The organism is Salinigranum halophilum, from assembly GCF_007004735.1.
In the GTDB taxonomy this organism is placed as follows: domain Archaea; phylum Halobacteriota; class Halobacteria; order Halobacteriales; family Haloferacaceae; genus Salinigranum; species Salinigranum halophilum.
In genome coordinates this window covers 199512-220532 of the sequence record NZ_SSNL01000004.1, presented here as the reverse complement: position 1 = coordinate 220532, position 21021 = coordinate 199512, and the positions used below count along the sequence as shown (strand labels likewise).

Here is a 21021-nt window from a genome sequence, read left to right as displayed (position 1 = left end):
CGCTACGACTCGGCGTCCCACCTGACGAACGCCTTGTACTTGAGGTCGTCATCGCGGAGCTCCGACATGATGCGCTCGGCGAGGATGTCCTTCGGGTTGTGCAGCCCCGAGATGCGCTCTTCGAGGTCGGAGAAACTCTCGAAGGGGCCCCGCTTCCGCTCGTCGAGGATGTTGTTCCGAAGCTTCTTGCCGATTCCGGGGAGGAGGTTCAGCTGGTGGAGACGGATGGTGATGGGCTGGGCGTCGTTGTAGAAGTCGACGAACCGCGACTCGTGTTCGGTGAGTATCTCGTCGACGACGTACTCCAGTTCGGAGAGGGCGGTGTTCGAGAGCGCGGTGTACTCGACGTCGCGGACCTCCGCGACGTCCACCCGCTCGCCGGCCGGCTCGACGACGACGCGGTCGCCGATGCTCACGTCCGAGTCGTCGTCGAGTCTGAGTTCGACGAGCCGGAAGTCCGATTCACCGAGCGCGTACGCGAGCGGTGATTTCTTGTATCGAGGCCGGTCGTCGTCGGTGCGACCGTGTGGCAACACGTCGAGAACGACGGCCATACGCAGCTCACGTTCTTTCGACTCGCCGCCCCCAGCGTCGACTGCGTCGCCGCTCTCGCTTGTGGTCATACACAACTCTATGCTGACAGATTATTTAAAACGTTGGCACCGGTCATCGCCTCGCCGTCGTCCGATGTGTCCGGACAGTCGGTGTCCATCGGTCGTGCGCGCGTCGATTCGCTCAGACGTACTTGGCGACGACGTTGAGGATGTCGTCGAGTTCGTCGCCCGAGAGCGCGTAGCGCTGCTGGGCGTAGAGCGCGCGGAGTTCGTCGCGCGACTGCGGGAGCAGGTCGGCGATTTTGAACGCCGTCTCCTCGTCGACCTTCTCCAGTTCCTGGAGTTCCTCGGCGAGCGCCCGCGAATCCTCGGGGTCGAGGAACGCAAACCGGTTGACGTGTTCGATGGCGCGGGCCAGTTCGTACCGGACCTCACGCTCTTCGTCGGCCGCGCGTTCGGCCTCGACCTCCTCGAGGAGCCGCTTCACCTCGGACGTGGTGAGATACTCCTCCCCGAGCTTCTCTTTGAAGATCGTCATCGACGTCTACTTCTGCGCACGGAGGTGGGCCGGGCGCGTGATGAGCGTCTTCGCCTTCCCGCCGTCGGTGATCTCCACCTTGAACGAGCGGCCCTGTTTGCCGACGACCTCACCCGTGTGTCCGCTGAAGCGCGGGTGGAAGCGACCCTTCCGGACGCTGGGGTCGATCTTCAGGTGGACCTTCTGGCCGACCTCGTACTCCTGAATCGCGCGCTGGGGCGGCGACGTCCCACGCTCTCGGGGCTTGTTCTTGAGTTTGTTCCGCGTCCCCTTCATCGGACCGTTGGAACTCGGCATAGTCGTGGGACGTACTACTTCTGACGTCGTTATAAAAGACACGTTCCCGTCCGCGCACGGCAGTGCGACACATGGTACGCCGTCGTTCCCGCCCGGTGCGACTCGTGGTAAAACCTATCAGGCTCCGCGGACCACTCTCTCTCATGAGTCAGGAAACCCCCACGGTCACCGACGTCTCGCGGTCCGGGGAGACGGAATCGACGCTCGAGACCGCAGAGACCGAGTCCGAGATGGCGGTCGCTCACGAAACCGAGGCCGCGGTCGCCGAGGCCGGGCCGGGCGCGAGCGAGAGCACCTTCGCTGTCCGCTTCGGCTCCGGGTTCGCTGTGGGGATGCTCGTCGGCGGGATTATCGGCATCCTCCTCAACTCGCTCCCACTGGCGATGTTCGGGGGGTTCATCCTCGGGACCGTCGTCGGGATCGTCCTCGCAGCGCGGGACTAAACGCTCGCGAGCACCGCCGCTCACCGACGGTGAAGACCCGCGAGAGGAGGGCTGTTCAGATGCGGCCGACGTTCTCGACGGAGACGCTCTCGACGCCGTCGACGCCGGTGAAAGACTCTTCGACCGCTTCGGTCCCGCCGGCGTCGTCGGGGACGATGACCGTCGGGAGGAGCGCGACGAGACCGAACGCGACGTTGTCGCGCTCGAACCCGTTTATTTTCGCGCCCTCAGGGAGTGACTCCTCGAGGCGCTCTTGAAGCGCGTCGAGGTCGATATCGGGGCTGTTCGGCATGACCTTGATTTTGGCTGCTACTTTTCCCATTGTTGGAGTCGGTTAGGGACCTCGGAACCCACAGTCGGGGCACTCGTAGAGGTTGCTCTGTTTGCGGCACTTCGCACAGCGGGAGATCTCCTGGCCACAGTCCGGACATTTGAACGTCGCGGCACTCATGCCGGAGATGTTGATGCCACAGGACACGCACTGTCGGGCGTGCCGCCGCTCTGGCTCGCTCTCGCTCATACACCAACGAACCCAGCCGTGACGTTTAACGGTTGTCTTTCGATTCACACGGGGGCCCTCATCCGACCACGAGCGGGACTGCGAGGACACCCATGAGGTGGACGCGGCGGACCCCGAGCCGAACCGGTAGAAGGCCCACGACCCCGGCGGCGGCGAGCACGACGACACCACCGACCCCCGCGAACAGCCCCGAGAGGAGACAGAGGAGGCCGCAGGCGACGAGACTCGTGGTCCGTGGTCCCACCTGGCCGGCGGCTGCGAGATATCTGTCGCCGAGCACGGGGACGAGGACGGCCGAGACGACGCCGGCGACGACCGTCGCGGTGAGAAGCGTCGCGAGCGGTGGGGGACCGACCGCCCGGAGCGCGACGGTCACACCCGTTCGGGGCGCGTCGAGCGCGACGAGCGAGAAGAGCGCGAAGACGGCGGTCGCGGTGTTCGCCCCGCTGGTCGCGACGACGTAGGTGCGGTCCGGGTCCTCCCGCCCGGCGAACGGGAGTGCGAGCGTCGCCGCGACTCCGGCCGAGACGCCCGGGAGGTAGCCGACCAGCCCGCCGCCGGCGACGCCCGCGACGGCCGCACGTCCCACCGCCGACGGTCGGGTCGCGAGTTCCACTCCGTCCTGTGTTGGAACGCCGCTGCCGCGGGCGGCGTCGACGAGGACGGGGACACCGAACAGCCCGCCGAACAGCGGCGTGAGCACGCCCCCGACGGCGACGAAGCCGTCGAACGGTCGGTCGAGGGTCGCCAGCCCGAGGGCACCCGAGAGGAGGACGAGAAACGCGGCCGCGACCATCCGCCACGGCCGGCGTTCGGCGAGCACGAGCAGGACGAACACGCCCACCAGCAGAAATGGAAGCGACGTGGAGAGCAGCGATTCGTGACGACGGACGAGCGCCGTCAACGGAACGGCGACCGGAAGGGCACAGAGCAGCGCCCCGCCGCTGCCGAGCGCAGAGAGCCTGAGTGCCTCCCGTCCCCGCCCCCCGAGGACGAGCCGATGGCCCGGCAGCGACCCGGCAGCCATCGCGGCGTCGGGGACGCCAAGCGCGAGCGCGGGCACCACGTCGAGGAAGGTGTGTGTCACGCCCGCGGCGAGCACGGCGACGGCGACACCCGCCGAGGGACCCGAGAGAGTCGGCGCGGTCGCCGCGAGGAGGAGCGCGAAGGCGTTGGCGTGGATGCCCGGAACGAGCCCGGAGACGGTCCCCAGGGCGACGCCGCCGAGCGTGTACGCGAGGAGGACGCCGACACGGTCGACCACCCACAGCCCCGCGAAGAGGTCTCCGGCCATCGTACCCCGAGGTGGTGACGCCCTCGTATTTGAACGCTCGTGGCGGGGGGACGCCCACCGGTCACCCCGGACGGCGCCGTCGCTTACGGACGGTGTCGGCGTCGAAAGAAATCGTAGTGGTCGTGCGTCGGACGCGAGGTCGGCAGGACGCGGAGTGGTATCCGCGGTTCAGCCGAAGAGTTCGCCGAGGCCCTCGCCGCCGGCCTCGTCGTCCTCGTCTTCTTCTTCTTCCTCGGCGGCCTCGGCCTCGTCGGCCTCGTCGCCGTCGTCCTCGTCGTCGCTGTCGTCGGAGCCACCGGCACCGCCGGCAGCACCACCGGCCGCGGCGGGCGCGGCGGCGGCCGTCTCGATAGCTTCCTCGATGTCGACGTCCTCGAGCGCGGCGACGAGCGCCTTGACGCGGGACTGCTCGACATCGACGCCGGCGGCCTCGAGGACCGCCGTGATGTTCTCTTCGTTGATCTCTTCGCCGGCTTCGTTCAGGATGAGTGCTGAGTAAACGTATTCCATTGTTCTTACCTCGTGTTATCCGAACATCGCACCGAGGCCGTCTGCGCCGTCGTCCTCGTCGTCGTCTTCGTCGACGTCCGCGTCGGCGTCTTCGTCGGCTTCAGTGTCGGTGTCGTCCGTGTCTTCGTCGTCCGATTCGTCCGTATCAGGGGACGCGGCCGGCGCAGCCACACCGCGTAGCTCCTCCGGGAGCGCGTCCTCGTCGTCGATGAGCGTCGCGAGCGAGCGCAGTTGCGCGTCCGCACGACGGACGAGGTCGGGCATGAGCTCCTCGTCCTCGATGGCGGCGAAGAGGCCGACCGATTTGGCCTCGCCGGCACCCTTCGCGAGCAGCGTGCCCGCCGTCCGCGCCGTCGGGTAGACCGCGTTGACGGAGAGGTTCCGACCAGCGGCGGCGGCGGACTGGATGTCCGCGCGGTACTCGTCGACGTCGATGGCGAGTTCTTCGGGCTCGAAGAGGACGCCTTCGGAGAAGACGGCCCGCAGGTCGAGACCCACTTCCTTGGGCTCGATGCCGAGCTCGGAGAGGACGTTCGCCAGCTCCGCGGAGACGACTTCACCCTCGGAGAGGACCGTCGAGTCCTCGGTGACCTTGATGGAGCCGTCCATGATGCGCGCCGACGCGCCCACCTGCTGGAGTTCACCCACGAACGGACCCGGGTCGACACCGGTGTCACCCTCGGGGATGACGATTTCGTTGGGGGCGACCTCGCCAGCGTTGATCGGAGCGGGCGTCTTCGACGCCTCGAGCTGCTTGAACAGGCCGAACGGGTTGTCGTCCGTCCCGATGAGCGCCACCTCGCCGGCGATGTACTCGTTGAGGTCTTCGAGGCCGTCGTCGACCTCGTCGAGCGCACGCTCCATGAGCGTGTTCCGGCTCATGCGCACGGCGGCCTTGCCGTGGAGGTCGCGACGCATGTTCTGCAGCTGCTTCGAGGGGATACCCGTCACGCGGACGACGCCGACGGACTGGTACGAATCGACGAACTCGACGAGCTCGTCGACCTCCTCTTGCTTCCACTGCGGGATGGTTTCGGTCTTGCGTGCTTCGGAACTCATCTCAGGCACGCACCTCCACGGACGGCCCCATCGTCGTCTTGACGTAGATGCCGTCGATGTTGAGCGGGCCCTTCTCGAGGTTCGCCTCGAGTCGACGTACGATGACGTCGATGTTCTCGGCGATTTCGTCGGCCGTCATGTCCTCGGCACCGACGCGCGTGTGGAACGTGCGGCGGTCACGAGACCGGAGCTGAACGGTGTTTTTCATCCGGTTGACGGTCTCGACGACGTCGTCGTCGGGCTGCAGCGGCGTCGGCATCTTGCCGCGCGGCCCGAGGACGGTCCCGAGATATCGACCGATATCTTGCATCATCGACGCCTCGGCAACGAAGAAGTCCGTTTCGTTGGCGAGGTCCTTCGCGGCGTCAGTGTCGTCGCCGAGGTCTTCGAGGTCGTCCCCCGAGAGAACCTGGTCAGCAACGTCTTCGGCACGCAGCGCCGTCTCGCCGGATGCGAACACCACAATCTGGGTGTCCTGTCCGGTCCCGGCTGGGAGGACGACGCTCTCGTCGACGCGGTTCGCTGGATCGTTGAGGTCTAAATCGCGCAGATTGATGGCGAGGTCGACCGTCTCGCGGAAGTTGCGAGCCGGTGCCTCCTCCAGTGCGCGTGAGACTGCTTCGACTATCGTATCTGCCATTATTCACCTCCGTAGTACGCAGGATCTGCTCCTACGGGTCAGTGAAACAGGCGATGCCTGTCTCACCGGAAGTGGGAGGATGCGAGACTTAAACCCGTCGAAGCAAGGGCGCGCGAAAAACCCGATTTCGTCGGGTACGCGGCGTGACACCGACTCACAGGGATTCGGTGTCGTAGGTCACTGCCGGAGCCACCCGCCGTCTCGGTCGTGGCCACGGTCACAGCCGTAGCCGTAGCTGTGGCTCGATGGTCGAGAACTCGGGACGGAAAACTGCCCGTTCGCGGTCGGAGCGTCGGAGGTTACGCCGCCGCTTCCTCGGTGAAGAGTTCGTCGTACTCGCCGTCGTCGAGTCGCTTCTTGAACTCGCGGGGGTCGTTCCCCTCGATGGTGACACCGAGCGAGGTGCAGGTGCCGACGACCTCCTTCGCGGCGTTCTTCAGATCGTACGAGAGCAGGTCGGACTGCTTCTGCTTCGCGATTTTCTGGACCTGTTCGACGGAGAGATCGGCGACGAACTCCTTCTGAGGTTCGCCAGAGCCCGTGTCGAATCCGGCCTCGTCCTTGATGAGCGCGGCGGTCGGCGGGACGCCGACCTCGATGGTGAACGAGCCGTCGTCGTCGTACTCGACGGTGACGGGGACCTCCATCCCATCGAACGCGGCGGTCTGGTCGTTGATCTCGCTCACGACGTCCTGGACGTTGACAGGCGTCGGTCCGAGCTCGGGTCCGAGCGGCGGGCCAGGGTTGGCCTCCCCGCCGGGAACGAGCACTTCGATAGTTCCGGCCATGTCTGTGTGGACCCTCCAGCGACCTTTAACGGTTTTCTTTCCCGTCGCTCCCGTGTGAGTCAGCGCCACGCGCGTCCGCGTCGTGTCGCCCACCGAGGTTCGACGCGACCCACTCGTGGTGGGCACACAACCGCTCCGCCCCGGCGTCGGTGAGCGCGTACCGGTCGGCGAGGCCGTCCTGCCGCCGCGTGAGGAACCCGTCGCTCACGAGCGCCTCGAGCGCGCCGTGGAACGTCTTCGGCTGGACCCGGTCGTCGTAGTGCCGTTCGAGCGCCGCCTTCGCCTGCTGTCCCGTCGGGTCGTCGAGTCCGGCGACGATGACACAGATGTCGCGCCGGAGTCCGCTCTGGAGCCACCGCATCTCACTGTCGGTTCTGGACGCGAGCGGAAAGAGATGACTGTCTCCGGTCGCGGTCGTGCTCGTCCGGTCTCCACGGCGAGTGACCGAGTGCGACGGAACGCTGTGGGTGGTGCGGCCGAACGGACGGGGACGAGCCAGACCCAGCCGTCGACTCGCGGACGGAGCCGCGAGCCGTCCCCTCACACGCTGTTCGCCGCGGACGGTGCCGCCAGCAGCGTGCGCCGGAGAACTGAGACAGTAGCGCGTGACGGTTCGCGGTATGTCCGCGCACCGCACGCGCGATGGATGAGCACCGACGCCGCGAACGAATGTGAGCGGCGAGGAGCGCAGTCGGCTGAGGCGGCTCGTGGCTTCACCGCCCTGGCGGCCGCATCCTCGGTGCCTCTGGCCGGCAGGTCCTCGCTCGTGGCGAGCACGCACGTCACGACGTGTTCAGCGGGGGGCTGGAGACTACGACGACCGGTTCAGAGCTGCACGGAGAAGTCGTCGTACTCGCCAGCACGTACCGCAAAGGCAGCCAAGAGGTCCACAGTCGCGTCGAGGTCGTCGGTGTCGACCACCTCGACTGGCGTGTGCATGTACCGGTTCGGGATGCCGACGTTCACCGCCGGAATGCCAGAGCGCGTCGTGTAGAAGGCGTCCGCGTCGGTGCCCGTTCGGACGCCGGTCGCCTGCAACTGCGAGTCGATTTCTCCCTCATCGGCGGCACGTCGCAGGATGTCGACCAGCACCGGATGGTTGGTGCTCCCGCGCGAGACGACTGGCCCCGCTCCGAGCTTCACCGGGGTGTTCTTCTCGCCCGAGACGGCGGGCGAGTCCGTCGCGTGGGTGACGTCGAGCGCGATGACGGCGTCGGGGTCGAGGTCGTACCCGACCATGCGCGCCCCCTGTAACCCGACCTCCTCCTGGACCGTCGAGACGGCGTACACCGTCGCCTCGTGGTCGGTCGCGGCCACACGGCGGAGTCCCTCCGCGGCCGCCCACACGCCCACGCGGTTGTCGACGCCGCGGGCGGCGAGCCTGGTCCCGTGGAGTTCGTGCAGGCCACTAGTGAACGTCACCGGGTCACCGACCTGGACCAGCGAGCGCGCGGTCTCCTCGTCGTCCGCACCCACGTCGACGAACTGTGCCTCGATGTCCTCGTACTCCTCGCTCCCGTGGTCGCGCAGGTGGATGGCCGTCTGCCCGACGACACCCTGGACGCGCCCGTCGTCGGTGTGAATCGTCACGTGCTGGCCCTTCGAGACGGTCCGGTCCGCGCCGCCGATAGGGCCCACCCTGAGAAAGCCGTCGTCGGTGACGTCACGGACGATAAACCCGATCTCGTCGACGTGGCCCGTGAACGCCAGTTCGGGCCCGGAGCCGCTCCCCTCGACGACGGCGACCGCGTTGCCGTAGGCGTCCGTCCACACCTCGTCGGCGATATCGGAGACGTAGTCGAGCCAGACGCGCTGTCCGCGTGTCTCGAACCCCGACGGGCTGTGCGTTCCGAGGAGGGCTTCGAGGAACCCCCGTGGTGTGTCGTCCATACGCCGTCTCGGGCGACCGCGCCGAAATACGTTGCTCTCGGCGCGGGGGGAGAGAAGTCGTCACAACGTTGATACGGCTCGTCGTCGTCTACTGCGCCATGGACAAGTTCACCCTGTTCGAACTGCACGTTCACGACGGTCTGGAGTTCAGCGCGACGAACACCGCTCCCGCCATCGGCCGCTCGGCCGACGAGGACGAAGACGAGGCGTACGAGGAACTCGAGGCGGTCGCCGGCGAGGGGGCAGCGTCCGAGTCCGACGACACGGCCGACGAGTCGTCCGGCCGTCGCGTCGGCCCGCTCGCCCTCCTTCTCGGCGTCGTCGCCCTCGCCGTGGTCGCCGTCGCCGTCCGGAAGCTCCGCGGCTCCGACGCCGACCTCGAAATCGCCGAACTCGACGACCTCACCGACGCGTACGACGAGGAAGAAGCCGAGCACTAGCCCGGATGGCGACCGGGCCAGCACCCCGACAGCTGTCGACGGGCCACGAGGTCACCGTTCCGCTCACGTGTCGCGCTCGTCTCGGCGGCGCGGTGTTCGCGGCCGACTGGGCCCCGCTCCGTGCGGCGCTCCCGGCGGACCTGACGCCGCTCCGCTTCGGCGCGCGCCGCGGCGCAGTCACGGTGGTTGGAATCGACTACCGTGCGGTGGGTTCGCTGGAGCCGTACCGCGAGTTCGCGGTCGTCGTCCCCGTCACGGCGGCGGGCGTCGCGGGCATGCCGACCTCCCTAGACGGCATCGGCGGCTACGTCGTCGACCTCCCGGTGACGACAGCACCCGCCCGAGCGCTCGGCGACGAACTCTGGGGGTTCCCGAAGTCCGTCGCCGACATCGCGCTCGACGGCACGCCCGACTCCTTCTCGGTCTCGCTGTTCGATGCGGGCAACCGCGACGTCGAACTCTCGGTCGCTCCCGGGCCGACGCGGGCCAGACGGGTCCGCCAGCGACTCACCGCGTTCAGCCACCTCGACGACCGCCTCGTCCGGACGCCGGTCGACCTCGACGCCGAGGCCCGAGTCGCGACCACTGGCGACGGGGTCTCGCTCGCACGCGGGCACGGACGCTACGCGGCGGTCCTCCGAGACCTCGGCGTCCGGCCCCGTGTCTACGCGCAGTTCGTCGCGTCGCACGCCGAGGCGACGCTGCACCCGCCCGAGCGCGTCGACTGACCGGGTGACTGGACGGTCGAGCGGTCGGGCGGCCGGTATCGGACACCATTTTTATCCACTGCCCGCAACCTCGGCACATGACTGTCTCGAGCGCCCCGGGCAAGGTGTACCTCTTCGGGGAGCACGCCGTCGTCTACGGCGAACCGGCGGTTCCCTGTGCCATCGAGCGACGGGCGCGTGTCCACGTGTCGGAGCGTGACGACGACCACGTCCGCGTGCAGGCGACGGACCTGAGCCTCGACGGCTTCACCGTCGAGTACCACGGCTCCACGGACGACAGACCGGACGTCGACGTGGACCGGTCGCTCGTCGACGCGGCGATGGGCTACGTCGACGCCGCGGTCGACCAGGCGCGCGACGCGGCCGACGCCCCGAACGCCGGCTTCGACATCGTAGTCGAGAGCGATATCCCGCTCGGCGCGGGCCTCGGCTCCTCGGCTGCCGTGGTCGTCGCGGGAATCGACGCCGCGACGCGGGAACTCGGTCACGAACTCGCCCCCGAGGCACTGGCCGACCGCGCCTTCCGGGCGGAGTACGACGTGCAGGAGGGGCAAGCCTCCCGCGCGGACACGTTCTGCTCGGCGATGGGTGGTGCCGTCCGCGTCGAGGGCGACGACTGCCGCGCCATCGACACGCCCGCGCTCCCGTTCGTCGTCGGGTTCGACGGCGGCGCGGGCGACACGGGTGAACTGGTCGCCGGTGTTCGGCGACTGCGCGAGGAGTACGACTTCGCCGCCGACACCGTCGAGAGCATCGGCGATATCGTCCGTCGGGGCGAGGCGCTCCTCGAGAGCGCGGACCCGACCGAGCCGGCGACCGAGGGCCTGTTGACCGAACTCGGGCGACTGATGGACTTCGACCACGGCCTCCTGGAGGCGCTGGGCGTCTCCTCGCGGTCGCTCGACGCGATGGTGTGGGCCGCGCGGGACGCCGGCGCGCACGGCGCAAAACTCACCGGGGCCGGCGGTGGCGGCTGTATCGTCGCGCTCGACCCGACGCCCGAGAGCCGCACGGCGCTCCGATTCACGCCGGGGTGTGAGGACGCGTTCCGGGCCGAGTTGGCGCCCGAGGGCGTCCGGGCGGAGGACGCGACCGAGGGCGACGACCGATGACGACGGTGCTCAAACTCGGCGGGAGCGTCGTCACCGAGAAGGACGAACCCGAACAGGTCGACGAGGTCTCGCTCGCGCGGATGGCCGACGCCATCGCCGCCGCGGCGGTCGAGCGGCTCGTCGTCGTCCACGGCGGCGGCTCGTTCGGCCACCACCACGCCGCGACCCACGGCGTCTCGACAACCGAGGGGACCCACGACCCGGCGGCGGTCGCCGACATCCACGGGGCGATGAAGACGCTCAACCGCCGCGTGGTCGACGTGTTGCTCTCGCGCGACGTCCCCGCCGTCCCGGTCCACCCGCTGTCGTTCGGTGCGCGGGACGCCGCGGGGTCGTTGACGCTCCCGCCGAACGCGGTTCGGACGTTACTGGACGAGGGGTTCGTCCCCGTCCTTCACGGTGACCTCGTCGCCCACGCGGGGCAGGGCACGACCGTCGTCTCCGGCGACGAACTCGTCACGTCGCTGGCGAGACACCTCGACGCGGACCGGGTCGGGATGTGTTCGACAGTGCCGGGCGTGCTCGATGCCGAGGACGAGGTCATCCCCCGAATCGAGGCGTTCGAGGACGTCGCAGCCGCGCTGGGCGGGTCGGACGCGACCGACGTGACGGGGGGGATGGCCGCGAAGGTCCGGGCACTCCTCGACCTGGGCGCGCCGGCGTTCGTCTTCGGACCCGACGCCGTCGACGCGTTCTTGGCGGGGGCCGACGCGGGGACGCGAATCGAGGAGTCGGGGTAGGGGCCGACACGGGACCGAGGCGGCTCAGATGTTCACGCGGAGGCCGTCTTTCGCCATCCGTACGTCGCCGTCGAAGTGTCGCTCGACACTCTCTATCATCTCGCTGTGTTTCCCGCGCGTGTGCGGGTAGAGGTGTGTGAGGTAGACGCGGCCGATAGCCGACCCGGCGAGGGAGTCACCGAGTTGGCTGGGCGTCGGGTGGTTCGAGACGTCCACCTCGTCGGGGAACGAGCAGTCGTGGGCGAGCACCGTCGCGCCCGACGCGAAGTTCGCCAGTCCCGCGAAGGCCTCCGAGTCCCCACTGAAGACGAACTCGTCGCCGAAGCGGTAGGCCAGACACGGCATCGAGTGGCGCGTCTCGAACCCCTCGACCGCGAACCCGGCCACCTCGAACGGTTCGGCACCGACCTCTCTGACGCGCAGGTCGACTCTCCCCTGGAGGTAGTCGTGGACGTCCAGGAGGCCGTCGACGAGCGCCTTCGTCCCGACGGGACCGACGACTTCGAGATGTTCTTCGCCCGCGAGCCATCGTGCTTTCAGGAGGGGCAGGAGGTCCGCGACGTGGTCGAGATGGTGATGCGTGAGGAGCACCGTCGAGATGGACTCGTAGCCGGCATCGGTCGACGAGAGCCGGTTGAGGACGCCGCTGCCACAGTCGACGAGGAGCTGTCGACGGTGTCCCTCGTCGTCTTCGCCGTCCCCCTCGCCCGTGGGGTCGGACTCGATGAGGAGGCCCGTCTGGACCCGTTCGGGCGTCGGCATCGCGCTCCCGGTTCCGAGAAAGGTGACGCGCATAGGGGTCGGTCTGCGGGGAGGCCCGAAAGAAGTTCTGGCTGCGCGCGCTCGGCAGCGACGGCGATTCGAGATTCGAACACGCGGGAGCAATCTTGATTACCTATCGACGTAGATGAGTGTCATGAGAAATGGAACGAACCGGGACGAACCCGGGCCACAGAGCGATTCGGCGACGCCGACGGCCACCGTCGACGGGTCATCCGACCGGGAGCCGTCGTCGCGACGGCGTGGCCGACGACACTTCCTCGCGGGTGCCGGTGCCGCACTCACGGCACTGTCGGGCTGTACGTTCAACGTCAACGTCGGCGGCACGGGCGGACCGTCGCAGTCCACCGCGGCCCCTCGGCCGGCGACACAGACCCGAACGGCGACGGCGACAGCGACCCCGACTCAGACGTCCACGGCGACGGTGACGGCGACCCCCGAGCCGGAGCTCGTCGTCCTCACGGTCCAGCCGGAGGTCGAGCCGGTCGTGGTCCAGGCGGTCGAACCGGAGCCGGAGCGCTACCGGCTGGAAAACTTCTTACCTCTACGTGGAAAGCGCCTCGGACGCGGCGTTCGACGGGCCGAACACCGAGGAACTCTACGGTGAGATCGACGTCTCGGCGACGGACGGCGAGGCGGCCGTCGAGACCACTGTCGGCCACAGCCGAATCTGGGACGTCGAAGACGACGAGGCCCGCGAGATACGAGAGAACACCGGGCGGACCCTGTCGCTCGACTTTTCACCGGTCGAATTCGTCTTCCCGAACCCCCAGCAGATCGATCGGTCGGCGGCGTACATCGACATCGAGGCGACGTTCTGGGAGGCCGACAAGGGGCTGAACGCCGACGAGGAGTTCTTCCAGTGGCAGAGTGACGACCGGTGGTATCTCGACGACGACCCCAGTCCCCCTAATTACAGCCGTGACACCGGGGAGTCGTGGTTCAGAATCGAGTTCAACGCCGAGGGGTCCGAGGCGTCGTCAGTGAACCTCTCGTACGACGTCACTCGCGTCTGACCCGGCCCGATCGCTCGACGCGCCCGTCGACCACGTCTCGTGGCCCGCAACCCACTTACCCGCACAGTCCTACGCCCTCACAATGAGTGACGGCGAGGGGAAGCCGGGTCGTGCGCTGCTCTGTGACGCCGAGACGGACGTCCCGTTCGACCCCGACACCGTCGACATCGGCGACGGCGACGTCCTCTCACTGCTCGAACCGGTGGTGCGGGAGTGGTGGGTCGACCAGTTCGGCGCGTTTCTCCCCCAGAACGGCGGCTTCTTCACCCCGCCACAGCGCGAGGCGGTCCCGCTCATCCACCGAGGCGAGAACGCGCTCATCTGCGCGCCGACGGGGTCGGGCAAGACGCTCGCGTCGTTCACCGCCATCATCAACGAGCTGTTTCGGCGCGAGCGCGAGCGCGACGAGGGGCTCGAGAACTCGGTGTACTGCCTGTACGTCTCCCCCCTGAAGTCCCTCGCGAACGACATCCACCGCAACCTGACCGAGCCGCTGGAGGGGATCACGGAGCGGCTGGCCGCGCGCGGGGAGACGTGCGACATCCGCCACGCCATCCGCCACGGCGACACCGATTCGTCGGAGCGACAGAAGATGCTGGAGGTGACGCCGCACATCCTCAACACCACGCCGGAGACGCTGGCCATCCTGCTCAACTCCCCGAAGTTCAAGGAGAAGCTCCGAACCGTCGAGTACGTCGTCGTCGACGAGATTCACTCGCTGGCCGACAACAAACGCGGGACCCACCTGTCGGTGTCGCTCGAGCGACTGGAGAACCTCGCCGAGGGGTCGCCGACCCGCATCGGCTGTTCGGCGACGGTCGAGCCGCTCTCGACGATGGCGGAGTTTCTCGTCGGTCGTGAGGCCGGTGAGCCACGGGAGTGTGAGATCGTCGACACACGGTTCGTCCGTGACTTCGACCTCCGGCTGGAGTGTCCGACGGACGACCTCATCGACACGCCCGCCGGCGAGGTGCACGAGCGCTTCTACGACCGCCTGCACGAACTCGTCTCGGACCACACGAACACGCTGGTGTTCACGAACACCCGGTCCGGGGCCGAGCGCGTGTTACACACCCTCCGGGAGCGGTACGACTACGACGAGGAGAACTCCGGCTGTCATCACGGGTCGCTGTCGAAAGAGCGTAGACAGGCCGTCGAACAGCAGTTGAAGGACGGGGCACTGGACGTCGTCACCACGTCGACCTCGCTCGAACTCGGCATCGACATGCCCCACATCGACCTCGTGGTGCAGGTCGGGTCGCCCAAGTCGGTCGCGAGCCTCCTCCAGCGGGTGGGCCGCGCCGGACACCGCCTCGGCCAGGTCGTCGAGGGACGCGTCATCGCGCTCGACCGCGACGAACTCGTCGAGTGTGCCGTCATGCTGCAGAAGGCGACCGAGGGGTTCGTCGACCGCGTTTTTATTCCAGAAAACGCCCAGGACGTCGCCGCCCAGCAGGTGTACGGTATGGCCATCAACAGCGTGCGGCGGGAAGCGGAGGTGAAAGCGACGCTCCGACGCGCGTACCCCTACCGCGACTTCTCCGACGGGGCGTGGGAGCGGCTCATGAGCTACCTCACCGCGGAGTACGAGGGGCTCGAGGAGAAGAACGTCTACGCGAAGGTGTGGCGCGACACCAACGACCCACCCGACGGCGAACACCACTACGAGGAGTTCCCGGTCGGGGAACCGCTCGTCGGCAAGCGGGGGCGGATGGCGCGGGTCATCTACATGACGAACATCGGGACCATCCCCGACTCCTTCTCCTGTGACGTCGTCACCCGCGGAGGGGACGAGTGGGTCGGTAGTCTCGACGAGAACTACCTCGACACCCTCGAGAAGGGCGACGTGTTCGTCCTCGGGGGCTCGAACTACGAGTACCGCTACCGCCGGGGGTCGAAGGTCTACGTCGACCCCACGTCGAAACGACCTACGGTCCCGTCGTGGTTCTCCGAGCGCCTGCCCCTCTCGTACGACCTGGGGAGAGCCGTCGCATCGTTCCAGGGCGAACTGGTCGAACGCCTCGAGCGCGGCGGCCAGCCCGCCGTCCGCGAGTGGCTGCGGACGTTCCCGCTCGACGAGAACTCGGTTCGCGCCATCGCCCGCATGTTCGACGAGCAGGTCAGATACGCCGGCTCGGACTCCGTCTCGACCGACACACGGCTCAGCGTCGAGGAGGTGAGAGACCGGGGCGAGTACCGACGACACTACCACGTCCACTCGCTCTTCGGTCGGCGGTTCAACGACGGCCTCGCTCGGCTCGTGGCGTACCACTGTTCACGGCGGGCGAACGCCAACGTGCAGGTCACCGTCGCGGACAACGGCTTCACCGTCTCGATGCCGCTCAACCGGAAGGTCGACGTGGCGGGACTCATCGAGCGCCTCGACCCCGCGGCGGTCGAGACCGACCTGCGAGCGGCGCTCGACGGGACGGACCTCCTCAAGCGGTACTTCCGCATCAACGCGACGCGCTCGCTGATGATTCTGAAGCGGTACAAGGGGTACGAGAAGAGTGCGGCCCAACAGCAGGTGTCGAGCGAGATGCTCCTGTCGTTCGCACAGGGGCTGGAGTCGTTCGCGGTGATGGAAGAGACCTACCGGGAGATCCTCGAGGACAAGCTGAACCTCGACGGCCTCGTCGCGTTCATCGAGGCGGTCGAGCGCGACGAGGTGTCGGTCGCGGTCCGCGAAGCCGAGACCCCGTCGCCGCGGGCGTTCGGCCTGGCCACGCTCATGGCGAGCGACGTCGTGCTCGCCGAGGACGAGAACCAGGTCCTCCGGGAGTTCCACGAGCGGGTCCTGACAGCGCTCGACGAGGGCGCGAACGCAACAGCCGACTCACCGGGCGACCTCGACTAGACTACTCGAGGAGGAGCTTCAGCGCGATGAAGACGACGATGCCGAGGAAGATCGCGACGCCGTAGCGCTGGAGGATACCGCCTTCGAGGCCCGCCGCCGTGATGCCGGCAACGGAGCCCGCGATGGCTCCCATCACCCCACGCCGCACCTGCTGGTTGTTCTGCCAGGTTGATCGCAGTCCCATGTCGACCACGTTCGGCGCTAGCCGGTATCAACGTCCCGGTGCGGTCGCGGGCCACGTGACGGGTCGAGACCCCCACAAACACGTCCTTGCTTATCGATTCTGATGTAGTAGACCAAAGCGTTATGTAATCGTTTGGATTACATTTCTTCTAACGAAGCAGGCCCGGGGAGGGTCAGGGGACCACTACGATATGTCACTCAGCCATAGGTATCGGCAGCTCGCGACGCTCATCGAGACGCTCGAGACGAACGGAATCAGCGTACAGCAAGCCAAGCCCCTCGACGACGGTGAGGGCGGTCCCTCGGGAGACGACAGCTTCTCCGTCCAGCTGCGTATCGACCTCCCGACCGACGGGGACGTCGGTCCCCTCGACGTCGACCGGCCCGGAACGACCGAGCAGTCGGCGGGAACGCCGTCGGAACCCGTCGGTGCGAACACGGCCGGCTCCCGTTCGGTGACGACACGGGACGAGAGCGCGAGCGCGGGGGACGACCGGCACACTGGTGACAGTGCCGACGGCGACGCCGACGCCGTCGCGGACGTCGAGGCGGCGGCGACCGACGCGCGTGACGTCGAAGCCGACTCGCCCGGGGGACGCGCCGACGTCGAAGCCGACGAACCCGACGGGACCGACGGGAACGACAGGAACGACCCGAACGGAATCGTCTCCTGTACACACCCCGACTGTGACCGGACGTTCGAGACGGAGCGGGGGATGAAGATACACCGGACGAAGGCACATCCCCTCTCGGAACTCGCCGCCGACGAACGCGACCGGACCGTCCACCACGACCCCGACGTCCTCGCGCGCGTCTACGAGGAGTACGAGACGTTCGCGGAGATGACGGAGGCGCTCGACGTCGACGTCGGCGCGCAGGCGGTCCGCAAGCAGATGATTCGCCACGGCATCCACGAGCCGGGGACGGGAGCGCCCAGCCGCGCCGAGCCCGCGGACGAAGAGACGTCCGAGCGGGAGGCCGCCGACGCCGATGTGGACGCCGACGCCGATGTGGACGCCGACACCGACGAGCCGAGAGACGACGGAGCACCAGCCACAGGCATCGACGAGGACGAGCCCGACGAACATCGCGAGGACGGTGAGGACGCCGACGGTGCCGAGGGAGAGCCGCGCTCACAGGCGTCCGATGAGACGAACGACGAGAGCGAGTCCGCCTCCGAGGCGGACGACGCCGACACCGTCGCGGACAGGCTCCCGGAACTCGACCTTCCCGGCTCGCTCTCGACGGCGGACCTCCAGCGGGCCGTCGAGGAGGCGAACACGCTGTACGACGTCCAGCGCGCGCTCGACCTCGACCAGGAGACGACGCGCGACGTCCTCGCCGAGTACGACCTCCTCGAACTGGTCTCGGGCCGGGCCGCGTCGCTCAGAGACCGCGAGGAACTGAAGGCGGAGATCGACCAGCGCATCCGCCAGGCGGCGACCTAGTCCTCGAGCCAGGTCTCGTGGAGGTGAACCCACTCGACGCCGTTCGGGGTCTCGGGTGCGCGACGGAACAGCACCGTCGCGAGACGCCCCGTCCGGTCGTCCCCCGTCGACTGCCACTCCTCGTACGTCCCGAGACACGTCTCCCGCCCGACGTGCCGTGGCTCGAAGGGGGAGGTCTCGATGGTGACGTCCGACCGAGCGCCGTGGGCGTCGAAGACGTCCGTCGTGATCCCCTCGCGCGTCCGCGTCAGCCCCGAGGGTTGAATCATCCGGAAGTCTTCCGCGAGGACGTCCGCGAAGCGCGCCAGTTCCTCTCGTCGCTGCGGGAGTTCGCCGACGAACCAGAGTTCGAAGAAGGCGTGGAGGTCGTCGACCTCCGTCGCACACTGTTCGGCGAGCGGGGTGTCGGTCATGGTGTGGTGGTCGAACGCCCCCGACCGTCTTGAGTCCGGGTGGGACGACTCGTCAGTCCGCCTGCCCGACCGGCTGCCCCCGTCGCGCCCACGAGAGCATCTCCGCGTAGAAGGGTTCGGAGTCGAGCGCACTCGCGTCGCCGACGAGGACGAGCGCCTTCTTCGCCCGCGTCAGCGCGACGTTCACGCGGCGCGGGTCCTCGAAGATGGGGCCGTCGAGGGTGCCAGTGGCGACGAACGAGATGACGATGACCTCCTTCGCGGAGCCTTGGAAACGGTCGACGGTGTCGACCGTCACGTCCACCCGCCGGCCGAGTTCGGCGACCTGTGCGCGGAACGGGGCGATGACGCCGACGTCGTCCGCATCGACGCCCGCGGCGAGGAACGATTCGACGATGTCGGCGACCCGGTCGGCCTCGATGGGGTTGGCGTTTCCCTCGCGGCGTCCGCCGGGGTCGACGAACGACACCTGGTCTCGGAGTTCCGGTGGGAGTCGCCCCGGGTCGACCCCCGGGAGGTCCGCGAGTCGCTGGGCCGCCACGGTTCCCGATGCGGGCCGGAGTTTGTTGTCGTAGAAACGCTTCGAGGAGAACGCCTGGATACGCTGTGCCATCCGGTACTGTCGGTCGAGCATCACGGCGGCCTCCGGGTAGCGCTCGATGAGTCGCTGGAACAGCGATGTCTGCAGGTCGGTCTCGGCGCGGACCACGGGTGGAAGCTGTTCGTGGTCGCCGACGAGGACGAACCGGTCCGCGAGATTGATGGCCGCCAGGGTTCCCGGCTCCGTGAGCTGTGACGCTTCGTCGACGAGCGCGACGTCGAACGACTGCTCGCGGAGCGCGCGCGACCCGCAGGCGGCGGTGGTCGCCGCGACGACGGGCGCGTCGCCGAACGTCGACGCCAGCGTCGCGGGGTCGCCGCGCTGTTCGAGTCGGATGTCGTGCATGTCGTCGCGGACGCCCGTCTCGCTCCCCACGCGGACCGCGTCTTCGAAGCCCTGGTCCCGGAGGGCTTCGAGCGCGTTGTCGACGGCTCGGTTCGTGAAGGCCGACAGGAGGACGCGGTCGCCCCGCTCGACGAGCGCACGCACGGTCCGCGCGATGGTGTAGGTCTTCCCGGTGCCGGGGGGGCCGTGGACGAGCGCGAGGTCGGCGGCGTTCACGGCGCGGTTCACCGCTGCGTTCTGCGACTCGTTGTTGTCGATGTACGTTCGGTCCTCGTCTCCGAACTCGGGGGCGGCCCGCCCGAACAGGACGTCTTTCCGGCGCTCGTCGCCCTTCAGGAGGGCGTCGTGGAGCGCGGTGAGGAGCCGCGAGATGGTTATCTCGGAGGGATAGACGTCGAGACGCCGGAGTTCGACTGGTTCGTCCGTCGTCACGACCACATCGCTTCCGAGGCGCTCGATACGGCAGAGTTCGGCGTGCCCGCGGACCGGGTCGCCGTCCGAGGCGAGCGCGACGTCGCCCTCGCGGAGTTTGGAGACGGCGTCGCTTGCCTTCCGGGCGCGGAGTTCCCACCGGCCGTCGTCGCGTTCGGTCTGCCCGAGTGGGTCGAGGTCGACGAGCGCCCGGTCGTCGGCCGCGCGTTCCTCGGGGGTCTGTTCCCAGAGTTTGCGGTACTCGCTGTGTACCTCCCGCCGCTCGGCTTCGAGGTCACCGTACATGCGGTCGAAGTACGCGCGCTCCTCGTCGGGGATGGCGACGCCGATCTGACCGGCCTTCGACTCCTGGTCGAGACGGCCGGAGACGACCATGCAGGTGTCCTGCTCGAAGCAGTACTCGCACTTCGCGTTGCCCTCGTAGCCGGTGGGGACGCCGGTCTCGAACTCCATCGCCGCGATCTCGTTTCGCGTGCGGACGACGTACTGCAGGAGGCCGGGACCGATGGAGAAGTCCTTCGCGGGCGAGAGGTCGCCGCTCTCCTCGGTGCGTTCGAGCGCCGTGTTCTTGGTGTAGAGGAGCGTCCCCGTGTCGGGGGTCTCCTCGCCGGCGTCGGCGAGCATCAGCGCGTAGGCGGCGGCCTGAATCTTGTCTTGGAAGCGCGGGTCGCGCTTGAGGTTCTTGCCGGTCTTCAGTTCGACGGGCGACCCGCGACGGATGGCATCGGCCCGACCCTTCATCCCGAACGTCGGCGAGATGAGCGTGTACTCCGACCGCCACTCGTCCTCGTCGGTGAGCGTGCCCTGCGCCAGCCACCCCTCGATGGCGGCGGCGTTGCGCCGCACCTCGTCCGCGATTTCGGTCGCGTCCCGACCCAGGAGGCCGATGTCGAGCCCCGCCTCGGCGACGCGGTCTCGAATCGAGTCTTCGAGGTCGACCCCGCGGAGGAGGTCGCCGAACACCTCGTGGACGATGGTCCCCTTGACCACCGGGTAGTTCAGCGGGATGCCGGAGAGCTTGTTCAGATAGTACATCCGCGGGCACTGTACCCACGAGCGGACGTCGGTCACGTCGACGAGAAAGTCCGGTTCGACGACGACGTACGACCCCTTCGCGGTCGAGTAGGTCGTCTCGCCGCGGAACTCGTCTTCCTCCGCGTCGGTGACGAGCAGTTCCATCCCCGGTTCGGCGTAGTCGGCGGTCTCGGTCCACTTCCCCCAGAGCGTCACCCTGACGGGACCGTGTTCGTCATCGCGGACGGTGACCTCGACGAGGTCGCGCTCGCCGTAGCTCGTGTTCACCGTCTTGACGTCGCCGACATCCAGGACCCGACCGCGAACGTTCACGAGCGGTCGACGGCCCCGACGAGTAAAAAGCCTGTTTCTGTTCCGG

25 protein-coding genes are annotated in these 21021 nt (G+C 68.1%); 9 read left to right on the top strand and 16 right to left on the bottom strand.

The features are described 5' to 3' along the window. Positions 1-2: 2 nt before the first annotated feature. The 3 genes from E6N53_RS09770 to E6N53_RS09760 all read right to left on the bottom strand — a co-directional run bounded on the left by E6N53_RS09770 (position 3) and on the right by E6N53_RS09760 (position 1389). A complete protein-coding gene (locus tag E6N53_RS09770; protein ID WP_142858859.1) occupies positions 3-623 on the bottom strand; it encodes a DUF655 domain-containing protein in 621 nt (206 codons plus the stop codon). 112 nt (positions 624-735) lie between these two features. Next, the gene (locus tag E6N53_RS09765; RefSeq protein WP_136590160.1) at positions 736-1092 is read right to left on the bottom strand and encodes an RNA polymerase Rpb4 family protein; all 357 of its coding nucleotides are present in this window, start codon (positions 1090-1092) and stop codon (positions 736-738) included. Positions 1093-1098: 6 nt separating this feature from the next. Continuing rightward, positions 1099-1389, bottom strand: a complete 291-nt coding sequence (locus E6N53_RS09760) for a 50S ribosomal protein L21e (RefSeq protein ID WP_136590159.1) — start codon at positions 1387-1389, stop codon at positions 1099-1101. A 143-nt stretch (positions 1390-1532) separates the two neighbouring features. Here E6N53_RS09760 and E6N53_RS09755 point away from each other — a divergent pair, with 143 nt between their 5' ends. After that, positions 1533-1832 (top strand): hypothetical protein, encoded by a 300-nt coding sequence (locus E6N53_RS09755; RefSeq protein ID WP_142858857.1) that lies wholly within the window; start codon positions 1533-1535, stop codon positions 1830-1832. A 55-nt stretch (positions 1833-1887) separates the two neighbouring features. Here the strand turns inward: E6N53_RS09755 and E6N53_RS09750 are convergent, their stop codons facing one another. The 9 genes from E6N53_RS09750 to E6N53_RS09710 all read right to left on the bottom strand — a co-directional run bounded on the left by E6N53_RS09750 (position 1888) and on the right by E6N53_RS09710 (position 8533). Then, positions 1888-2154 (bottom strand): elongation factor 1-beta, encoded by a 267-nt coding sequence (locus tag E6N53_RS09750; RefSeq protein ID WP_136590157.1) that lies wholly within the window; start codon positions 2152-2154, stop codon positions 1888-1890. Between the two features lie 12 nt (positions 2155-2166). Next, positions 2167-2352 (bottom strand): HVO_2753 family zinc finger protein, encoded by a 186-nt coding sequence (locus tag E6N53_RS09745; RefSeq protein WP_136590156.1) that lies wholly within the window; start codon positions 2350-2352, stop codon positions 2167-2169. 58 nt (positions 2353-2410) lie between these two features. Beyond that, positions 2411-3646 (bottom strand): tripartite tricarboxylate transporter permease, encoded by a 1236-nt coding sequence (locus E6N53_RS09740; protein WP_142858855.1) that lies wholly within the window; start codon positions 3644-3646, stop codon positions 2411-2413. 168 nt (positions 3647-3814) lie between these two features. After that, positions 3815-4156 (bottom strand): 50S ribosomal protein P1, encoded by a 342-nt coding sequence (rpl12p, locus tag E6N53_RS09735; protein ID WP_136601846.1) that lies wholly within the window; start codon positions 4154-4156, stop codon positions 3815-3817. A 15-nt stretch (positions 4157-4171) separates the two neighbouring features. Next, positions 4172-5215: a 50S ribosomal protein L10 gene (locus tag E6N53_RS09730; protein ID WP_136601847.1), complete on the bottom strand. Its 1044-nt coding sequence runs from the start codon at positions 5213-5215 to the stop codon at positions 4172-4174. A 1-nt stretch (position 5216) separates the two neighbouring features. After that, positions 5217-5855, bottom strand: a complete 639-nt coding sequence (locus tag E6N53_RS09725; protein WP_136590152.1) for a 50S ribosomal protein L1 — start codon at positions 5853-5855, stop codon at positions 5217-5219. Between the two features lie 299 nt (positions 5856-6154). Beyond that, entirely contained in the window at positions 6155-6643 is a 489-nt protein-coding gene (locus tag E6N53_RS09720; protein WP_142858853.1) for a 50S ribosomal protein L11, read from the bottom strand. A 25-nt stretch (positions 6644-6668) separates the two neighbouring features. Further along, complete coding sequence (locus tag E6N53_RS09715) at positions 6669-7004, bottom strand: PadR family transcriptional regulator (RefSeq protein ID WP_201740169.1); 336 nt, start codon at positions 7002-7004, stop codon at positions 6669-6671. 464 nt (positions 7005-7468) lie between these two features. After that, a complete protein-coding gene (locus E6N53_RS09710) occupies positions 7469-8533 on the bottom strand; it encodes a M20/M25/M40 family metallo-hydrolase (RefSeq protein ID WP_142858851.1) in 1065 nt (354 codons plus the stop codon). A 98-nt stretch (positions 8534-8631) separates the two neighbouring features. Here E6N53_RS09710 and E6N53_RS20705 point away from each other — a divergent pair, with 98 nt between their 5' ends. From E6N53_RS20705 to E6N53_RS09690, 4 genes are all read left to right on the top strand, one after another. Then, entirely contained in the window at positions 8632-8973 is a 342-nt protein-coding gene (locus E6N53_RS20705; protein WP_161596539.1) for a hypothetical protein, read from the top strand. Positions 8974-8978: 5 nt separating this feature from the next. Further along, positions 8979-9701, top strand: coding sequence for an acetoacetate decarboxylase family protein (locus E6N53_RS09700; protein ID WP_142858849.1), 723 nt, complete (start codon positions 8979-8981; stop codon positions 9699-9701). 77 nt (positions 9702-9778) lie between these two features. Continuing rightward, a complete protein-coding gene (gene mvk / locus E6N53_RS09695; protein WP_142858846.1) occupies positions 9779-10813 on the top strand; it encodes a mevalonate kinase in 1035 nt (344 codons plus the stop codon). After that, complete coding sequence (locus tag E6N53_RS09690; RefSeq protein ID WP_142858844.1) at positions 10810-11553, top strand: isopentenyl phosphate kinase; 744 nt, start codon at positions 10810-10812, stop codon at positions 11551-11553. Before mvk ends, E6N53_RS09690 begins: the two co-directional genes overlap by 4 nt. A 24-nt stretch (positions 11554-11577) precedes the next feature. Here E6N53_RS09690 and E6N53_RS09685 read toward each other — a convergent pair whose 3' ends face one another. Then, positions 11578-12348, bottom strand: a complete 771-nt coding sequence (locus tag E6N53_RS09685; protein WP_142858842.1) for an MBL fold metallo-hydrolase — start codon at positions 12346-12348, stop codon at positions 11578-11580. A gap of 121 nt (positions 12349-12469) precedes the next feature. Here E6N53_RS09685 and E6N53_RS09680 point away from each other — a divergent pair, with 121 nt between their 5' ends. From E6N53_RS09680 to E6N53_RS09670, 3 genes are all read left to right on the top strand, one after another. Continuing rightward, entirely contained in the window at positions 12470-12940 is a 471-nt protein-coding gene (locus E6N53_RS09680) for a hypothetical protein (RefSeq protein WP_142858840.1), read from the top strand. After that, positions 12882-13349, top strand: a complete 468-nt coding sequence (locus tag E6N53_RS09675) for a hypothetical protein (protein ID WP_142858838.1) — start codon at positions 12882-12884, stop codon at positions 13347-13349. The genes E6N53_RS09680 and E6N53_RS09675 overlap by 59 nt, the downstream gene beginning before the upstream one ends. Before the next feature lie 82 nt (positions 13350-13431). Continuing rightward, positions 13432-16206, top strand: coding sequence for an ATP-dependent helicase (locus tag E6N53_RS09670; RefSeq protein WP_142858836.1), 2775 nt, complete (start codon positions 13432-13434; stop codon positions 16204-16206). A gap of 1 nt (position 16207) precedes the next feature. Here E6N53_RS09670 and E6N53_RS09665 read toward each other — a convergent pair whose 3' ends face one another. Beyond that, the gene (locus tag E6N53_RS09665; RefSeq protein ID WP_136590142.1) at positions 16208-16390 is read right to left on the bottom strand and encodes a hypothetical protein; all 183 of its coding nucleotides are present in this window, start codon (positions 16388-16390) and stop codon (positions 16208-16210) included. Positions 16391-16580: 190 nt separating this feature from the next. On the opposite strand from E6N53_RS09665, the gene E6N53_RS09660 reads away from it, so the two are divergent. Continuing rightward, positions 16581-17837, top strand: a complete 1257-nt coding sequence (locus E6N53_RS09660; protein WP_142858834.1) for a DUF8073 domain-containing protein — start codon at positions 16581-16583, stop codon at positions 17835-17837. Here E6N53_RS09660 and E6N53_RS09655 read toward each other — a convergent pair. Both E6N53_RS09655 and E6N53_RS09650 read right to left on the bottom strand, forming a co-directional pair. Then, a complete protein-coding gene (locus tag E6N53_RS09655; RefSeq protein WP_142858832.1) occupies positions 17834-18250 on the bottom strand; it encodes a DUF4440 domain-containing protein in 417 nt (138 codons plus the stop codon). The two genes, E6N53_RS09660 and E6N53_RS09655, sit on opposite strands and share 4 nt — an antisense overlap. Positions 18251-18302: 52 nt before the next feature. Further along, complete coding sequence (locus E6N53_RS09650; RefSeq protein ID WP_142858830.1) at positions 18303-20975, bottom strand: AAA domain-containing protein; 2673 nt, start codon at positions 20973-20975, stop codon at positions 18303-18305. Positions 20976-21021 lie beyond the last annotated feature (46 nt).

What these genes read in the sequence shown, in the direction of transcription:
- E6N53_RS09770 (WP_142858859.1), bottom strand. Translation starts at nt 623, where the DNA reads ATGACCACAAGCGAGAGCGGCGACGCAGTCGACGCTGGGGGCGGCGAG.
- E6N53_RS09765 (WP_136590160.1), bottom strand. Translation starts at nt 1,092, where the DNA reads ATGACGATCTTCAAAGAGAAGCTCGGGGAGGAGTATCTCACCACGTCC.
- E6N53_RS09760 (WP_136590159.1), bottom strand. Translation starts at nt 1,389, where the DNA reads ATGCCGAGTTCCAACGGTCCGATGAAGGGGACGCGGAACAAACTCAAG.
- E6N53_RS09755 (WP_142858857.1), top strand. Translation starts at nt 1,533, where the DNA reads ATGAGTCAGGAAACCCCCACGGTCACCGACGTCTCGCGGTCCGGGGAG.
- E6N53_RS09750 (WP_136590157.1), bottom strand. Translation starts at nt 2,154, where the DNA reads ATGGGAAAAGTAGCAGCCAAAATCAAGGTCATGCCGAACAGCCCCGAT.
- E6N53_RS09745 (WP_136590156.1), bottom strand. Translation starts at nt 2,352, where the DNA reads ATGAGCGAGAGCGAGCCAGAGCGGCGGCACGCCCGACAGTGCGTGTCC.
- E6N53_RS09740 (WP_142858855.1), bottom strand. Translation starts at nt 3,646, where the DNA reads ATGGCCGGAGACCTCTTCGCGGGGCTGTGGGTGGTCGACCGTGTCGGC.
- rpl12p (WP_136601846.1), bottom strand. Translation starts at nt 4,156, where the DNA reads ATGGAATACGTTTACTCAGCACTCATCCTGAACGAAGCCGGCGAAGAG.
- E6N53_RS09730 (WP_136601847.1), bottom strand. Translation starts at nt 5,215, where the DNA reads ATGAGTTCCGAAGCACGCAAGACCGAAACCATCCCGCAGTGGAAGCAA.
- E6N53_RS09725 (WP_136590152.1), bottom strand. Translation starts at nt 5,855, where the DNA reads ATGGCAGATACGATAGTCGAAGCAGTCTCACGCGCACTGGAGGAGGCA.
- E6N53_RS09720 (WP_142858853.1), bottom strand. Translation starts at nt 6,643, where the DNA reads ATGGCCGGAACTATCGAAGTGCTCGTTCCCGGCGGGGAGGCCAACCCT.
- E6N53_RS09715 (WP_201740169.1), bottom strand. Translation starts at nt 7,004, where the DNA reads ATGCGGTGGCTCCAGAGCGGACTCCGGCGCGACATCTGTGTCATCGTC.
- E6N53_RS09710 (WP_142858851.1), bottom strand. Translation starts at nt 8,533, where the DNA reads ATGGACGACACACCACGGGGGTTCCTCGAAGCCCTCCTCGGAACGCAC.
- E6N53_RS20705 (WP_161596539.1), top strand. Translation starts at nt 8,632, where the DNA reads ATGGACAAGTTCACCCTGTTCGAACTGCACGTTCACGACGGTCTGGAG.
- E6N53_RS09700 (WP_142858849.1), top strand. Translation starts at nt 8,979, where the DNA reads ATGGCGACCGGGCCAGCACCCCGACAGCTGTCGACGGGCCACGAGGTC.
- mvk (WP_142858846.1), top strand. Translation starts at nt 9,779, where the DNA reads ATGACTGTCTCGAGCGCCCCGGGCAAGGTGTACCTCTTCGGGGAGCAC.
- E6N53_RS09690 (WP_142858844.1), top strand. Translation starts at nt 10,810, where the DNA reads ATGACGACGGTGCTCAAACTCGGCGGGAGCGTCGTCACCGAGAAGGAC.
- E6N53_RS09685 (WP_142858842.1), bottom strand. Translation starts at nt 12,348, where the DNA reads ATGCGCGTCACCTTTCTCGGAACCGGGAGCGCGATGCCGACGCCCGAA.
- E6N53_RS09680 (WP_142858840.1), top strand. Translation starts at nt 12,470, where the DNA reads ATGAGAAATGGAACGAACCGGGACGAACCCGGGCCACAGAGCGATTCG.
- E6N53_RS09670 (WP_142858836.1), top strand. Translation starts at nt 13,432, where the DNA reads ATGAGTGACGGCGAGGGGAAGCCGGGTCGTGCGCTGCTCTGTGACGCC.
- E6N53_RS09665 (WP_136590142.1), bottom strand. Translation starts at nt 16,390, where the DNA reads ATGGGACTGCGATCAACCTGGCAGAACAACCAGCAGGTGCGGCGTGGG.
- E6N53_RS09660 (WP_142858834.1), top strand. Translation starts at nt 16,581, where the DNA reads ATGTCACTCAGCCATAGGTATCGGCAGCTCGCGACGCTCATCGAGACG.
- E6N53_RS09655 (WP_142858832.1), bottom strand. Translation starts at nt 18,250, where the DNA reads ATGACCGACACCCCGCTCGCCGAACAGTGTGCGACGGAGGTCGACGAC.